Source organism: Bartonella sp. CL434QHHD, from assembly GCF_042195145.1.
Taxonomy (GTDB): domain Bacteria; phylum Pseudomonadota; class Alphaproteobacteria; order Rhizobiales; family Rhizobiaceae; genus Bartonella.
The window spans coordinates 17,411-32,555 of the sequence record NZ_JBHINT010000036.1 but is presented as its reverse complement, the minus strand read 5'-3'; the positions used below and the strand labels follow the sequence as shown (position 1 = coordinate 32,555).

The window sequence follows — 15,145 nt, the reverse complement described above, 5'->3', positions numbered from 1 at the left end:
GCCTATCTTGAGGGAATTGAAGCGGAGGCTATCGTGCTTGTGGGCGCTCGTGATACTGGGAAGGGGCTTTGGTGAATGATGCCGTAAGGGCCCGTGTGCTGGAGGGGATTTGGTGCAGGGTATTTGTGTGGTGGATATGGAACAGTGTTTTGATAGGTGAGGGCATGAAACTTGAGAGAAGTGTTATGCTTGCGGGATACATGTGTTTTGGTGGGGGTATCTTGGGGGATAGACAAGTGTGAGGATTGGTGATGCTTGAGAGGGCATGATATTGGAGGATATTGGGCTTTGGATATGCCCGAGAGCTATGTGCTGAGGCTATGATTTGGGTGGGGGATACCGTGCTTGTGGTTGGGGGATGACAGGCGCGGTGTTTGAGGGGCGGTGATGGGGGGAAATAGGGACCCCTTGGAGATAATGATCTTTGGGGGGATAGGGACTTTGGGGCGCATAGGTGTGGTCAAGGGGATCTCATGCAAAAAAAGTGAAATTTATTGAATATTAGGATGAAGGAAGGTAAAGCGCTGCTTTTGAGAAGGGCGTTTTTCGTTCAATTGCTCTTTTCGCTCAATTACTCTTTTCCTTCAATTGCTCTGGGATAATTAAACTTGGGATAAGCAAAAGAGTGAAGCGCAATTATTGCTAAAATATGAAAATTTATAATGACAACTGTTCAGAAAATTTCTCAAAAAATTGAGCAGAATACGGCTCAAGTGGCTCTTATTCCAAAGCTTATTCCTGTCTTTACTGGAAATGCCGATGTGCGAGCCGCTTGGGGAGGACGGGGCTCTGGAAAAACACGTTCTTTTGCTTTGATGTCGGCTGTTGTGGGATATCGCCATGGAATGGCTGGAGAACGCGGGATTATTCTTTGTGCACGGCAATTTCAAAATTCTCTTAATGAAAGTTCTTTGGAAGAAATTAAACGCGCTATCGAAGCTTATCCTTTTTTACAAGACTATTATGAAATCGGTGATAAATATATTAAGTCAAAAGATGGACGGATTGTCTATGTGTTTGCTGGGCTTGATCGCAATATCGCAAGTATTAAATCAATGGGGCGCGTTTTCCTTTGTTGGGTCGATGAAGCAGAGCCCGTGACTGAGACTGCTTGGCAAACACTTATTCCAACTTTGCGCGAAGAAGGAAAAGATTGGAATGCAGAATTATGGGTCACATGGAACCCGTGCCATGAAAATGCAGCCGTGGAAAAACGTTTCCGAAATGTCGATAATCCTCATATCAAAGGGGTGGAAATCAATTGGCGTGATAATCCGCAATTTCCTGAAAAACTCAATCGTGATCGAATGGACGATTTGCAGCAAAGACCAGAGCAGTACAACCATATTTGGGAAGGCGAATATCTCCAAGCTGTCCAAGGGGCTTATTATCAGAAATGTCTTCTCGAAGCCGAAATGGAAGGGCGGATTACCACTGTTCCACGTGATCCTTTGATGCAGGTGAGAATCTTTTGGGATATCGGGGGAACAGGCGCAAAGGCTGATGCTACCGCATTGTGGGTCGCGCAGTTTGTTGGACGGGAAATCCGAGTGCTCGATTATTATGAAGCCCAAGGTCAACCTCTCTCAGAACATGTGGGGTGGGTCTTTCAAAGGGGATATGAAAAGGCTCTTATGGTTTTGCCTCATGATGGCGCAACAAAAGATCGTGTCTATAATGTGAGTTTTGAAAGTGCCCTTCAACAAGCCGGTTTTCAAACCAAAATAATTCCTAACCAAGGAACAGGCGCTGTGAAAATGCGTATCGAAGCCGTAAGGCGGTTGTTTCCTGCACTATGGTTTAATCGTGAAACGACATGTGCGGGCAGAAAAGCGCTTGCTTGGTATCATGAAAAGCGCGACGAACAGCGCAATATCGGACTAGGCGCTGAACATGATTGGGCAAGCCATGGGGCCGATGCCTTTGGACTGATGTGTGTGGCTTATGAACAGCCAAATGCTAGAGCGCGAAAAAAACCTTATCGCTCGTTTCACCATTCTCAAACTTCATGGATGGCTTTTTAATGAATAGTTCTACAGATTCTTCTTTTAATCAAATCGAAACGCTTGAAAATCAAGCTCTCTTTAAAAAACTCGTGGGTTGGTATCAGGATGATATTGATCATGTCGAAAAATGGCGAAAAAATGCCCAAGAAGATTACGATTTTTATAATGGACGGCAATGGAATGAGCAAGACTTGGCTGTCTTACACGAACAAAACAGACCGGTTATGACTTTTAACCGTATTGCGCCTTTAATTAATGCCGTGATTGGGGCTGAGCGCAATAATAAAAGGCAAGTGCAATTTATTCCACGACAAGAAGGAGCTGCCTTTGCAAACCAGATTTTAACAGGGGCGGCTGAGTGGTTTCGTGATGAAGCTGATGGGGAATACGAAGATTCCGATGCCTTCCAAGATGCAATTATTTGCGGAATGGGCTGGACAGATACACGCCTTGATTATGAACAAGATCCGCAAGGAAAACCAATCATTGCACGTTTAGACCCGATGAAAATGGTGTGGGATGCTAGTGCTGTCAAGCCTAATCTCATTGATGCACAACGCTTATGGTATATTGATGAAAAACCCCTTGCTGTGGCGCAGGAAATGTTTCCCCATGTTCATTGGAGTGACCTTAATGCTGATTGGGTTAAACATCAGAGTTTTTTACATTCAACCAGCGATGGGATGACACAAAGTTATCAGTCCGAGAGGGGGTATCAAGGAGAAGAGGGGAGTGGTTATCAACGTCCTAAAATGGTGACATTGGTAGAATGTCGCTGGTTTGAACGCGAGGTGGTTTATAAAGTTCTCGAGCCTCTAAGTGGAAAGTTTGTCGATTATTCAGAGCAGGATTTCCAAAATTTAAGCAAAACCTTTCCTCATGTTCAAGCAACAAGGTTGAACAGAAAAATTGTCAAACGGGCATTTTTAGGTAGAAAGCTGCTTGAAGCGCCTGATAAGCCTTTGGTTCCACCCAATCAATTGGGATGGGAGTGTATTACCGGTACTTTTGATAAGTTAAGCCGGCAATTTTATGGAATTGTGCGCCCTACAAAAGATCCGCAACGGTGGGCAAACAAATATTTTAGTCAAGTGATGCATTTGCTCAATAGCCAATCAAAAGGCGGAATTATGGCAGAGCGCGATGCTTTTGATGATGATCGACAAGCCCTCGAGAGTTGGGCTAGAGCCGATAGTATTACTTGGTTGAAAAGTGGGGCGGTGTCTGGGGGAAGAATCCAGCCTAAACCCATGGCACAATTTCCGCAAGGGTTTTTCCAATTGTTTAATGAAGCAAAGAGCGCTCTCGAACAGGTGACGGGGTTGTCTTCTGAATTTATTGGGACGCGAGCTGTCAATCAGCCTGGCATTCTTGAACAACAACGGCGACAATCGTCACTTAATCTTTTGGCTTCCTTTTTTGATGGGTTGCGTCGATATCGGCAACGACAGGGAAAAATTATTCTCTATCTTATTCAAAATTATCTGTCCGATGGGCGGTTGGTGCGTATTGCTGGTGATGAAAATGCCCAGTATGTGCCGCTGACACGCGAAATGGTGACAAGCTTGGAATATGATATTGTCGTGGATGATGCACCAACAAGTCTTAATGAAAAAGAGCGTACTTTTGCACTGATCATGCAATTGCTGCCTTTGATGCAAAATTTTACAACGCCTGAGATTATGCTCGATCTCTTACGCTATTCGCCTTTACCGGCTTCACTTATTCATAAAATTGCGATAAAGGCGCAAAACTCTTTTCAAGAAGAGCAAAATGCCTCAGCGCAGATGGGGGATAATGTGGGGACAGAGCAGATAATGCAGATGTTGCAGACAGCAAAGGCTCAACAATAGGACACTTTGTCATGCGTGACTTCTGATAAACGCCATATATCATAAATTGCTTATCGATTTTCGTAGTGCATGGGCTCCCTTTTCTTAAAAGACCTGTTTTATAGGGCAGTGTTGTTGGGGGAACGCAAGGTAGAGAGGGAGTCTTGCCCGTCATGTGGGGTGAACATGGTGGGGAATGGTGATGCTAAATGATGAGAGAGCATTGAGGGGATAAGTGCTTATGGGGCTGTTTTATCTGAAAAATTTTATTTTATTGTTAAAAAAAAGAGAAGGCTAATGTCATGGATCAAGAACACTTAACGCCGGCAGAACAAAACCAATTGAAACAAGATTTTCTGGTCTCAACACAAGAGGGAGAAAATGGTGAAATTGGAAGAGAAGAAAAAACTCTTGAAGATAATTTTCAAGGGCAAATGCTTCAACAACAGGACTCTTCGCAAGAGGCTGGAAAAGAGGTTCAAGGGGGCGAAGATGCTGCGCCAGATCCGCAAAAAGACTTTATGGGCTATATGCAATGGTTGGGAAAAACACTCCAAAAACAAGGGCTTGTACATGAAAAACAACAGCCTTCTCTGGCTCGCGAAGCAGAACAGTTGCATGCGTTTTTTCAGCAGTCTGTTGCAAGTGTTAAACAAAAGCATCATGATTTTGATCAAGCAGCTGATTTTATTTATGAAACACGGGCTAAACAATTGGCAGCTTGTGCTTTGCTCTATCCTGAGATGGCAGATCCCAAAAATATTGATGCGTTGATTGGTGATGAATTGAAGCAGATCTTGCGCGATTGTGCGCAAAAAAATCAAAATCCGGCTGAAGTGATTTACTCTATTGCACAAAAAATTGGCTACACAAATGTTCCCAATAACATGGGTGAAAATTTACAGGAAAGACACAATTCTGCACGTACTCTTGCTGCTTATAACGGCTTGACGCCAAATGGGCCGATTTCTTTGGATATGCTTGATAAAATGTCAGAAGCAGAGTTTAGCGCTTGGGTTTCTGATCCTAAAAATAAAGCCGCTTTTAATCGTTTAATGGGGGGAAGAGAATTTTAAAAACAAGAATGTGGCAGGTGTTTTTTTCGGGAACGTTAAGAGGCTTTTGGCGCAGAAGAATGCGGGGGAGTGTTTTTTGCGGGAACGTTAAGAGGCTTTTGGCGCAGAAGAATGCGGGGGAGTGTTTTTTGCGGGAATGTTAAGAGGCTTTTAGCGCAGAAGAATGCGGGGGAGTGTTTTTTGCGGGAACGTTAAGAGGCTTTTGGCGCAGAAGAATGCGGGGGAGTGTTTTTTGCGGGAATGTTAAGAGGCTTTTAGCGCAGGAGAATGCGGGGGAGTGTTTTTTGCGGGAACGTTAAGAGGCTTTTGGCGCAGGAGAATGCGGGGGAGTGTTTTTTGCGGGAATGTTAAGAGGCTTTTGGCGCAGGAGAATGCGGGGGAGTGTTTTTTGCGGGAACGTTAAGAGGCTTTTGGCGCAGGAGAATGCGGGGGGATTTCTCACAGCACGGATGTGGTGAGGAGAGCTCTTATAAGGGGGAGGCAGACGCTAACAGAAATTAGATAAAACTCACAAACAACCTATTCACCATTTGAAATGAAATGTGGTGTTTTAACAACCGGCGCTTTGCCGGGTTTTTTATGTCAATAAAACTTTTAGAGGACAAAATGACTGTAACTTATATCGGACTTAATGACCCAATGGCAGTGCGCACATGGTCTAAATTACTAAACCAAGAAGTCTCAAAAGCACTTCCAATTGCACCGTTGATTGGAAATGATTCAAACAGTATCGTACAATTAAAAGATGAAACCACAAAAGCAAGTGGGGATGCTATTAGCTTTAATTTGCGTGTGCAGTTGCTAGGCGATGGGGTGAGCGAAGGGCAGACATTGGAAGGCAATGAAGAAGCTTTACAGTTTCTCAATGATCGCTTGGCAATTAATGAACTCGTTCATGCCGTGCGTGTCAAAAATGAGGGAACGATTGATCAACAACGAATTCTCCATGATTTGCGCACCGAGGCAAAAAATGGTTTGGTTGATTGGTATGCAGATCGTCTGAGTATGATGTTCTTCATTCAAGTGTGTGGTTATACCGCAAAAACAATTAACTTTGAAGGACGCACGATTACCCTTAAACCTGTTCATTATGGGTTTAATGCGCCAACGGCACCAACCAATAAACGCGTGGTACGTCCTAACGATAAAGCAAAAGATGAAGACTTAAAAGAAGACGATGTTTTTGATCTCAGCTTGATTGATAAAGCGGTTGAACGGGCTAAATTGGCAAATCCTAAAATTAGACCCGTGCGGATCGATGGGGAAAATGTTTATGTGCTTTATCTTCATCCAACCCAAGTGACACAATTGCGAACCAATACTGATGCGGGGCAATGGCTCGATATTACTAAGGCAATCTATAGTGGAAGTCGTATCAAAAATCCGCTCTATGATGGGTCTTTGGGCATGTATAATGGTGTGGTTTTGCGCGAAGCTGAACATATTACTGAAGGGGTCGAAGCTGGAACCGCTAATAAAGCTGTGCCAAATGTGCGGCGGGCTGTTCTGCTTGGTGCGCAGAGTGCTGTGATTGCTTTTGGTAAAGATCGAGGGGCGACACGCTATAAATTGGTGGAAGAACTCTTCGACTATGAAAGAGAATTCGGGGTTGCGGCAAAAACCATTATTGGTATGAAAAAAACTTGCTTTACCTTGCCAGGAAGTACGCAAGGGGCTCAGGATTTTGGCACTATTGTCATCCCAACTTATGGAGCACCCGCTTAAAGCGAATGTTTGCTCTCTTCCCCCAACAAGAGGGATCTGTTGGGGGAAAAATTTAAAATGCTTCCAGAAACAAGGACAGGCTTATGACCACTTTATCCACTGATCCCCAAAATCTAAACCTTACACATTCAGACCATTCTAAAACTTTTGCTTATATGGTCGCGCTTATTCAAGATGAAATTGATGATACAACAGCGGAATATTCCCTGCAAATTCAAGATTCAATTTTTACGGCTTTGCGTTTGTGTGAACGCGAACCCTTTTTCTTTAATGAAAAAAGAGAAAGGACGTTTAAAACACAGAGTGGTAAAACATGGTATGGGCAAGAAGAGGGGGTTTTTATTGAAGCAGAAAAGAGTTTGGAGGGCGTCTTTTTAGTAACAAAGAATGCAACACCAACAAAGTTGTTCTTTAAGCCCTTGGAAGTGTTGCATCAACAATATGGTATGCATCCTGCGCTAGGAACGCCATTCTTTTATACGTACCTTGATCAAAAAATAGGACTCTTTCCAACACCAGAACATGTGGAAACTGTACAGCTTTCTTATGCTCCTGTTCATTTTGCTGATGAACAGCTGAAAGAGGATGATAACCCTTGGTTGATTTATGCTTTTGATCTTATTAAAGCACGGGCAAAATATGAACTTTATAAAAATATCCTTAAAGATCCTGAATATGCCGCCGTTTCTTTCAGAGATTTTCAAGAACAGCTTCAAGCTTTGCGCATTGAAACATCGCGCCGAAAAGGTTCTTCAAAGATTCGCCCAATGCGTTTTTAAAAAGTTCATTTCAAATCGTTTATGGCTGGCGTTGAAGGTTGGTTTGGCACTGATGGCTGGTTTGTCACTTATGGCTGGATTTGCGCGTTGGGTGTTGATGGTGAAGGGCTGGTGGATGGCGTTGGGGTGGCCATTATTTATGGTATCGTTTTTTTTTGGTGCGTTAAACAACTTGAGGTTGTTTATTTTGTTGAATTTTATGCCTTTAGAGTTTTTAGGGCTTTTGTGGTTTTTTATCCATAAGCCTTGGTATTTTGAATGGCACTGAGCTTTTCAAAGATTTTATGGGGGGGCTCTTGATGGCTCTTTCCCCCGTCATTGTGGGGGTTGATGTGATTGCGGGCAGTTGATTTTGGTTTGGCGCTGGTGGATGGCGTTGGGGTGGCCATTATTTATGGTATCGTGTTTTTTGGTGCGTTAAACAATCTAAGGTTGTTTATTTTGTTCAATTTTATGCCTTTAGAGTTTTAAGGGCTTTTGTGGTTTTATATCAATAAGCCTTGGTGTTTTGAATGGCACTGGGCTCTTCAAAGATTTTATGGGGGTCTTGATGGCTCTTTCCCCCGTCATTGTGGGGGGGGGGTGATTGCGGGCAGTTGATTTTGGTTTGGCGCTGGTGGATGGCGTTGGGGTGGCCATTATTTATGGTATCGTTTTTTTTGGTGCGTTAAACAATCTAAGGTTGTTTATTTTGTTGAATTTTATGCCTTTAGAGTTTTAAGGGCTTTTGTGGTTTTTTATCCATAAGCCTTGGTATTTTGAATGGCACTGGGCTCTTCAAAGATTTTATGGGGGGGCTTTTGATGGCTCTTTCCCCCGTCATTGTGGGGGGGGGGTGATTTGCGGGCAGTTGATTTTGGTTTGGCGCTGGTGGATGGCGTTGGGGTGGCCATTATTTATGGTATCGTTTTTTTTGGTGCTGTAAACAATCTAAGGTTGTTTATTTTGTTGAATTTTATGCCTTTAGAGTTTTAAGGGCTTTTGTGGTTTTTTATCAATAAGCCTTGGTGTTTTGAATGGCACTGGGCTCTTCAAAGATTTTATGGGGGTCTTGATGGCTTTTTTCCCAATCGCTGATTATCGACCCGATGTGGCGGATATCAATGGAATTTTTACCGATGAACTTGTTAATGTGCTCCCGGCGGATGGCTCCTATATCCCTATGCCAAGTTTTGAACCTTTATCAGAGCCTTGTCCGGAGCCAATCTTAGGCACTCTTGCGGTTAAAACAAAAAATGGGGTTTCTATTATTGTCGGGACAAGAGATAAAATCTACTTACTTGATAATACAACAATGAACTGGAAAGATATTAGCCAAAAAGGAAAATCTTATCTGGCTAATGTTGATGCTCCGTGGTCTTTTGCTTTGTTTGGTGATTTTATCATTGCTGTGAATGCCAATGATAAACCACAAGTGATTGATATTAATCATGATAAAACATTTAGAAATTTAGGAGGAAATCCACCACAGGCAGGGATTGTTCGAATCTGGGGAGATTTCGTTTGTTTGATGAAATTAACTGAGTATCCAAGACGGGTTCATTGGTCTGGATTAAATGATGCTGAATTTTGGACCGTGGGAAAAAAAAGTTGTGATTATCAAGATTTTCCTGATGGCGGATTCGTCCAAGGGGCAACGGAGACAACAAATCCAATTATCTTTATGCGTTCTGCAATCTATGCTGGTTCTTTTATCCCTGGCTCTAAGATTATTTTTAGTTTCCAAAAAATCCACGATAAACGAGGCGCAAAAAATGCTGAATCAATTGTTTGTAGAGGCGATTTAGCATTCTTTGCCGATGAGGGCGGGTTTTATCAAATAACAAATGAGGGACAGATTATACCCATTGGGTTCGAAAAAGTCGATCGAACGATGACCGCAAAATCAAGGCAGGATAATCTGTACACTCTGTCTGCTGCTATCGATGGGGTGTATAATCGTGTTTATTGGATGGTTGATTCTGATGAGAACCTTCATAAACGTATCTTGCTCATTTATGATTGGGGATTGCAAAAATGGACAAAAGCTCTCGTCGATATCAAAATGATATTGCCTATTTTCTTAGCAGGAACAACCCTAGAAGGTCTTGATTTTGTGACTAAGAATATTGACGATTTGTCCTTTTCTCTCGATAGTAAAGCTTGGAAAAATGAATCGCCTATTCTGGGGGCATTTGATCAACAGGGGAGACTGGGTTCGTTTTCTGGGGGTCCTATGGCTTGTGTCGTGACATCACAAGAAATGGGGCAGACAAATGGCATGATAACACGGGTGAAAAATATTATGCCTCAAGTCAATAGTGGAAAGTTTTATTTGTCTGTGGGAATGCGCTTTCGACAATCTCTTGAAGAGGAAACTGTTTGGTTGCCAGAAAAACAGCCCTCTTATAATACTGGACAAATTCACTGTCGTGCAAGGGCACGGTTTTATCGTTTTAAATTGCGTATTCCTGAAGGGGTGAATTGGACTCATGTCACTGGATTTGATGTGGAATTGACGCGGGCCGGCATGCGATAGGCATGCCCTTTTGTAATATCATGCGATAGGCTCAAGCCTCTATTATTAAAGAACAAATGCCCCATAGGCTTCCCAAACCTTTATAAACAAAGGCACAATGCGATAAGCTGTGTCTTTATAATATGAAGAACAAGGTGGTGCGTTATGTTTCATGCTTTTCTGCGATAAAGGAAAATAGGCTGCACCATGGTTTATTTTTATAAAGAAAAAAGTTCCCTCTTTGTTGTGACAAAGGGATAATGGGGCTTTTTTTCTTTTATTGTGCGGGGGGGCATGGAATGCGTGAAATGCGTAGACGGAATGTTATTTGAGGGGAGATGAGTGACAAAGCTAAAAGAGCTAAAATTATGATACAAGAGAGTCAAGATTTATATTCTGCTCATCTGACAGAGCAGTGGCCATGGGAAAAAATAGCTCCCTATCAAGAGGCTCTCAATGCTGCATTGAAAAAATATGTTCAGCGCTTTCCGGATGATGTTTGTCTGGAAAAAATTGCTGAAGAAATCGCTACAGGACAAGCACAATTGTGGCTGGTCTTAAAAAATAAAATCCAATTTAGTGCTTTTGCAATTACCAAAGTTGAAATAACCCATACGGGAAAAAAATGCGTCGTTCTCTCTGATCTTGCTGGAGAGGGAGGGCTGAAATTGGTCAAATTGATTGATGAAGTCGAAAAATGGGCGCGAACAATTAATGCTGAAGAAATGCACATGTTTGGAAGAACTGGATGGGCGAAAAAGCTCGCTCATCACGGATATTCTCGTAATCTTATTCAATATAGAAAGGTTCTGAACCCATGAGTAGAAAAACCACACCTCAAGTGCAGACAACAACACAAACAAATGCTCCACCTGCTTGGGCGGCTGATATTCTTAAACAAGCCAGTGCTGATGCACTTGGACTTTATAATAAAGGAATTGGCGGAAACGTTTATCAGGGAGACAGAGTCGCTGGTCTTAGCAATATGACAAAAAATGCGCTGACCGGTTTACAACAAGCAGCAGGGCTCTATAACAATCCAACGGTAACGCAATGGTTGAATGCACCAACCAACAGCGCTACAAATCTTTCCGGTATGGCTAAGGGAAGCTGGATTGGAAGCAATAGTAAATTTAATACTGCATTGCAAAATGCTCTGAATAAAACGTCCGATGCAATTAATCAATCGATGTCTGGGGCAGGACGTTATGGCTCTGGGGCTCATACTGGTGTGCTGGCCGATGAGTTAGGCGCCTTGGCAACAAATGCTGCAGCACAGCAATATAATCAAGATATTAACAATATGATGAATGCAAACCAGATGATTGATCGCTCTCAGAATGATCAAGTTAATGCGGCAAATAGCTATTATCAAGGACAGAGTAACGTGCAAAGCAATGCTTTGAAAGGGGGCATGATTCAAGATATAAACCGCCAAAATGTCTTAGATGCTGAACGCCAAAAATGGTCAGAAAAAGATAATCAAGATTGGAACCGATTGCAAAGCTTGTTACAGGTAGGGACACAGGCTGCTGGAAATTACGGAACGACTTCAGGAAAATCCACGACAATGCCTTCTGTGACAAAAGATCCATTGCGTGATGCGCAGCAAGTGCTTGGATTGGTCGGAGGAATTTTAGGGCTTTGTGATGTGAGAGCAAAAGAAAATATTATCCCTGTGGGGCAGAAAAAGGGATATCCACTTTATACCTTTAATTATAAGGGAAATCCACAACGTTATCAGGGCGTTATGGCGCAAGACGTGTTGCGTGTGAACCCTGAAGCTGTTTATGTCAATGCGAAAACAAAATTATTGCATGTTGATTATGACAAAATAGGCCTGAAAATGGAAAAAATGAAAATGGAGAAAATGCCGGCATCTAAAAATAAAATTGCGGCTTTCTTTTCTTCATTTTTTGCTCGTTTTCCCTTTTTGAATAAAGAGTATCTTCTATGAGTTCGATTTATGATTGGTCAATTGTTGCATCAGAAAATGCTTATGTCGACGAGAATATAAACTGGGCAGAAGGGCAACCGCCAAGCACAGTCAATGATAGTGCTCGCGCTATGATGCAACGCATCAAAGAATATTTGTTGGATAATGGGGGCGTGATTGAAACACAGTTTACTGTCGATGTGAAGAACGAGAGGACATCACTTCGTTTGGCAACAAAGTCTTTTTTTGAGACTTATATGGATGGCATTGTTGTGCGCTTTAAAGCACAAGGCGTCAACAGAGGAATAACAAATATTTCTTTAAATCAATTGCCGCCAAGACCAACTTATATGGCAACGCCAGAGGGTATTATGCCTTTAAAGGGCGGGGAAATTCAAAAAGGGGGGCTTTATGAAGTCGTCTATACGCGTGATATTGCCGGAAAAAATGCTGATGGCTGGTTTTTAACCAATCCTACTATAAAACTTCCTGAAATTCCGCCCTTTCCTCCTTTACCGGAAACGTTTTCTTCTGGATTTATCGGGACTTTTGCTACAGAAAAAATACCCTCTGGATGGTTACTGTGTGATGGTAAAGAATATTCGCGAAGGAACTATGCCAATCTCTTTGCTGTTCTGGGAGAAACATGGGGAAAAGGAGACGGGAGAACAACATTCAATGTTCCCGATTTGCGTGGAATGTTTTTACGGGGGCTCGATAGTGGAAAAGAAATTGATAGAGGACGTCGCTTGGGAAGCCGACAAGAAGAGTCTTTTCAATCCCATACCCATGAGGGAAAAACAGATTCAACAGGTAACCACCAGCATAGTTATCCAATGTTTGACAAGCTAGTTTGGGATATGAATCACGGTGAATATTATAAAAATCTGGCTCAAGTTTACAATAAAGATCGGTTAACGAAGGCTGCGGGAGAGCATGAACATAAGGTCTTGTTGCAAAAAACAGGGGGGGATGAAACACGCCCCGTCAATATGGCGGTGGTTTATGCCGTCAAAGCCTGAGAATGAAAGCTGTGTGAGAGAAAGATAAAAATGCTAAAATGTTTGTTATGAAAAAAAGTCTTATTGAATATATTGTGTAGAAAGTTTTGAGGCGCTTTAGAAAAAAACTCAATTCTCTTTATTATTTTATTTTTTGTGCTGCCTTTGTTGGATGTGTAACGGTCAGTTTGCCTATTGTTCTTTAGAGGATCAAGACAGTGATTATTGAAGGTAGAGGGAGAACAAAAAAACCTTCTTTATTCATGGCGTTTTTTACTGAGGAATAAAGATTTTATCCCAAATGCCTCTCTCTTGTGGTGTCGTGATCCATTATTTCAAGTGCTGGGTTTAAAGCGCTGCTGTGCGATGACAAAAAAACCATGGGTAAAATTTATCCTATTATACCGTAAAACACCGTCATTAAAACACTATTATTGAAGGTGGTTATATCAGTAAGATAGCTTAAAGTATTTAATACATTAGCAATTGTTTAGAGAAGGATTTGCTTGGTTAAGTATTATGCAAGTGAATCATATAAGTGAGCAGCAGACGGAATCCTTTCAGAAGAGTTGGATTGTTTACAAACCGATGTGGGCTAAAATCTTCGTCCTTTTAGGTGGTGGAAAGAGGTCAACGGATATGTTTATTTAAAGCGAGAAAAGGCAAAATGGAGCGCTTTCTTTTTTGGCAAAGCGTGTAGGAAAAAAGGGCTCTTTGTTTTCAAAATGGGTGCACTGTTGGCAAGAGCAGCAGGTTGGCGATGCGTTGTAGTACATGGTGAGGCATTGAACCCTCTGAGATGGCATTTTGTGCTTATCAGGCAACTTCTTGAAACGGGATGAGAGTGATACGAGAAAATCTATAAGACAATAGTTTATCCCGTTGTGTTGTAAAATAATATTGTTTGAGATGCGGTTAAAATTTTATGCATGGGATGCCTTTCGTCTGTGCGTATTCTTAAAACAGCTTTTTTTGTAGAATAACTCTGGACAGGGGATACATTACAAGGATGCATTTGCAGGGGGAAGCCAAGTCAAATCTGTTAGATAAGAAGCCAGATTGTTTACAAACCATTGTTTATTGATTGCCATTATTTAAAGACCGGTGTGGGCTTTGTCCTTTTGGGGAAAGCTGACACAGCGTGCAAGGTGACATGCATTTCTCTTTGGTTTCAGGTGATAAAATCAACATTTTAGGTGGAAAACAGAATATAATCTAAAAAAATACCTTGTAAAAATTTTTGATGAGGAAATTTTTTTCAAAAGCTTTTCATATGGTTTTCTGAGGTTTTCTGAGGTTTTCTGAGGTTTTCTGAGGTTTTCTGAGGTTTTCTGAGGTTTTCTGAGGTTTTCTGAGGTTTTCTGAGGTTTTCTGAGGTTTTCTGAGGTTTTCTGAGGTTTTCTGAGGTTTTCTGAGGTTTTCTGAGGTTTTCTGAGGTTTTCTGAGGTTTTCTGAGGTTTTCTGAGGTTTTCTGAGGTTTTCTGAGGTTTTCTGAGGTTTTCTGAGGTTTTCTGAGGTTTTCTGAGGTTTTCTGAGGTTTTCTGAGGTTTTCTGAGGTTTTCTGAGGTTTTCTGAGGTTTTCTGAGGTTTTCTGAGGTTTTCTGAGGTTTTCTGAGGTTTTCTGAGGTTTTCTGAGGTTTTCTGAGGTTTTCTGAGGTTTTCTGAGGTTTTCTGAGGTTTTCTGAGGTTTTCTGAGGTTTTCTGAGGTTTTCTGAGGTTTTCTGAGGTTTTCTGAGGTTTTCTGAGGTTTTCTGAGGTTTTCTGAGGTTTTCTGAGGTTTTCTGAGGTTTTCTGAGGTTTTCTGAGGTTTTCTGAGGTTTTCTGAGGTTTTCTGAGGTTTTCTGAGGTTTTCTGAGGTTTTCTGAGGTTTTCTGAGGTTTTCTGAGGTTTTCTGAGGTTTTCTGAGGTTTTCTGAGGTTTTCTGAGGTTTTCTGAGGTTTTCTGAGGTTTTCTGAGGTTTTCTGAGGTTTTCTGAGGTTTTCTGAGGTTTTCTGAGGTTTTCTGAGGTTTTCTGAGGTTTTCTGAGGTTTTCTGAGGTTTTCTGAGGTTTTCTGAGGTTTTCTGAGGTTTTCTGAGGTTTTCTGAGGTTTTCTGAGGTTTTCTGAGGTTTTCTGAGGTTTTCTGAGGTTTTCTGAGGTTTTCTGAGGTTTTCTGAGGTTTTCTGAGGTTTTCTGAGGTTTTCTGAGGTTTTCTGAGGTTTTCTGAGGTTTTCTGAGATTGTCTGAGATTGTCTGAGATTGTCTGAGATTGTCTTGAAGAATGCAAGAGCCGTACAACGGAAAAAGATATTCAA

General features: G+C 41.9%; 14 protein-coding genes. 13 read left to right on the top strand and 1 reads right to left on the bottom strand.

The genetic code is table 11. The features are described 5' to 3' along the window. Nucleotides 1-662: 662 nt before the first annotated feature. The 13 genes from ACFILN_RS06390 (at nucleotide 663) to ACFILN_RS06330 (ending at nucleotide 12,873) form a co-directional block, all read left to right on the top strand. Complete coding sequence (locus tag ACFILN_RS06390; protein WP_273791300.1) at nucleotides 663-2,024, top strand: PBSX family phage terminase large subunit; 1,362 nt, start codon at nucleotides 663-665, stop codon at nucleotides 2,022-2,024. Continuing rightward, nucleotides 2,009-3,859, top strand: a complete 1,851-nt coding sequence (locus ACFILN_RS06385; protein ID WP_375631416.1) for a portal protein — start codon at nucleotides 2,009-2,011, stop codon at nucleotides 3,857-3,859. Before ACFILN_RS06390 ends, ACFILN_RS06385 begins: the two co-directional genes overlap by 16 nt. A 281-nt stretch (nucleotides 3,860-4,140) precedes the next feature. After that, nucleotides 4,141-4,914: a hypothetical protein gene (locus ACFILN_RS06380; protein WP_375671100.1), complete on the top strand. Its 774-nt coding sequence runs from the start codon at nucleotides 4,141-4,143 to the stop codon at nucleotides 4,912-4,914. A 606-nt stretch (nucleotides 4,915-5,520) separates the two neighbouring features. Next, nucleotides 5,521-6,639 carry a N4-gp56 family major capsid protein gene (locus tag ACFILN_RS06375; protein WP_273791303.1) on the top strand — a complete coding sequence of 373 codons (1,119 nt, stop codon included), beginning with the start codon at nucleotides 5,521-5,523 and terminating at the stop codon, nucleotides 6,637-6,639. A gap of 83 nt (nucleotides 6,640-6,722) precedes the next feature. Beyond that, nucleotides 6,723-7,418 carry a hypothetical protein gene (locus tag ACFILN_RS06370; protein WP_375667372.1) on the top strand — a complete coding sequence of 232 codons (696 nt, stop codon included), beginning with the start codon at nucleotides 6,723-6,725 and terminating at the stop codon, nucleotides 7,416-7,418. 21 nt (nucleotides 7,419-7,439) lie between these two features. Beyond that, nucleotides 7,440-7,661, top strand: a complete 222-nt coding sequence (locus tag ACFILN_RS06365) for a hypothetical protein (RefSeq protein ID WP_375658163.1) — start codon at nucleotides 7,440-7,442, stop codon at nucleotides 7,659-7,661. A gap of 93 nt (nucleotides 7,662-7,754) precedes the next feature. Next, a complete protein-coding gene (locus ACFILN_RS06360; RefSeq protein WP_375671099.1) occupies nucleotides 7,755-7,889 on the top strand; it encodes a hypothetical protein in 135 nt (44 codons plus the stop codon). Between the two features lie 115 nt (nucleotides 7,890-8,004). Then, nucleotides 8,005-8,139, top strand: a complete 135-nt coding sequence (locus ACFILN_RS06355) for a hypothetical protein (protein WP_273791306.1) — start codon at nucleotides 8,005-8,007, stop codon at nucleotides 8,137-8,139. 119 nt (nucleotides 8,140-8,258) lie between these two features. After that, on the top strand, nucleotides 8,259-8,393 hold the full coding sequence (locus ACFILN_RS06350; RefSeq protein ID WP_375671097.1) for a hypothetical protein: 135 nt from the start codon (nucleotides 8,259-8,261) through the stop codon (nucleotides 8,391-8,393). Between the two features lie 79 nt (nucleotides 8,394-8,472). Next, nucleotides 8,473-9,936, top strand: coding sequence for a hypothetical protein (locus ACFILN_RS06345; protein ID WP_375659827.1), 1,464 nt, complete (start codon nucleotides 8,473-8,475; stop codon nucleotides 9,934-9,936). 347 nt (nucleotides 9,937-10,283) lie between these two features. Next, nucleotides 10,284-10,736, top strand: a complete 453-nt coding sequence (locus ACFILN_RS06340; protein WP_375654313.1) for a hypothetical protein — start codon at nucleotides 10,284-10,286, stop codon at nucleotides 10,734-10,736. After that, complete coding sequence (locus tag ACFILN_RS06335) at nucleotides 10,733-11,872, top strand: tail fiber domain-containing protein (protein ID WP_273791309.1); 1,140 nt, start codon at nucleotides 10,733-10,735, stop codon at nucleotides 11,870-11,872. The genes ACFILN_RS06340 and ACFILN_RS06335 overlap by 4 nt, the downstream gene beginning before the upstream one ends. Next, nucleotides 11,869-12,873 carry a phage tail protein gene (locus tag ACFILN_RS06330; RefSeq protein WP_375671095.1) on the top strand — a complete coding sequence of 335 codons (1,005 nt, stop codon included), beginning with the start codon at nucleotides 11,869-11,871 and terminating at the stop codon, nucleotides 12,871-12,873. Before ACFILN_RS06335 ends, ACFILN_RS06330 begins: the two co-directional genes overlap by 4 nt. A gap of 1,237 nt (nucleotides 12,874-14,110) precedes the next feature. On the opposite strand, the gene ACFILN_RS06325 is transcribed toward ACFILN_RS06330, so the two are convergent. Continuing rightward, nucleotides 14,111-15,145 (bottom strand): hypothetical protein, encoded by a 1,035-nt coding sequence (locus ACFILN_RS06325; protein ID WP_375671093.1) that lies wholly within the window; start codon nucleotides 15,143-15,145, stop codon nucleotides 14,111-14,113.

Bases quoted from the DNA above. Each gene is read 5' to 3' on its own strand.
- ACFILN_RS06340 (WP_375654313.1), top strand. From the start codon at position 10,284: ATGATACAAGAGAGTCAAGATTTATATTCTGCTCATCTGACAGAGCAG.
- ACFILN_RS06375 (WP_273791303.1), top strand. From the start codon at position 5,521: ATGACTGTAACTTATATCGGACTTAATGACCCAATGGCAGTGCGCACA.
- ACFILN_RS06365 (WP_375658163.1), top strand. From the start codon at position 7,440: ATGGCTGGCGTTGAAGGTTGGTTTGGCACTGATGGCTGGTTTGTCACT.
- ACFILN_RS06385 (WP_375631416.1), top strand. From the start codon at position 2,009: ATGGATGGCTTTTTAATGAATAGTTCTACAGATTCTTCTTTTAATCAA.
- ACFILN_RS06390 (WP_273791300.1), top strand. From the start codon at position 663: ATGACAACTGTTCAGAAAATTTCTCAAAAAATTGAGCAGAATACGGCT.
- ACFILN_RS06370 (WP_375667372.1), top strand. From the start codon at position 6,723: ATGACCACTTTATCCACTGATCCCCAAAATCTAAACCTTACACATTCA.
- ACFILN_RS06345 (WP_375659827.1), top strand. From the start codon at position 8,473: ATGGCTTTTTTCCCAATCGCTGATTATCGACCCGATGTGGCGGATATC.
- ACFILN_RS06335 (WP_273791309.1), top strand. From the start codon at position 10,733: ATGAGTAGAAAAACCACACCTCAAGTGCAGACAACAACACAAACAAAT.
- ACFILN_RS06380 (WP_375671100.1), top strand. From the start codon at position 4,141: ATGGATCAAGAACACTTAACGCCGGCAGAACAAAACCAATTGAAACAA.
- ACFILN_RS06330 (WP_375671095.1), top strand. From the start codon at position 11,869: ATGAGTTCGATTTATGATTGGTCAATTGTTGCATCAGAAAATGCTTAT.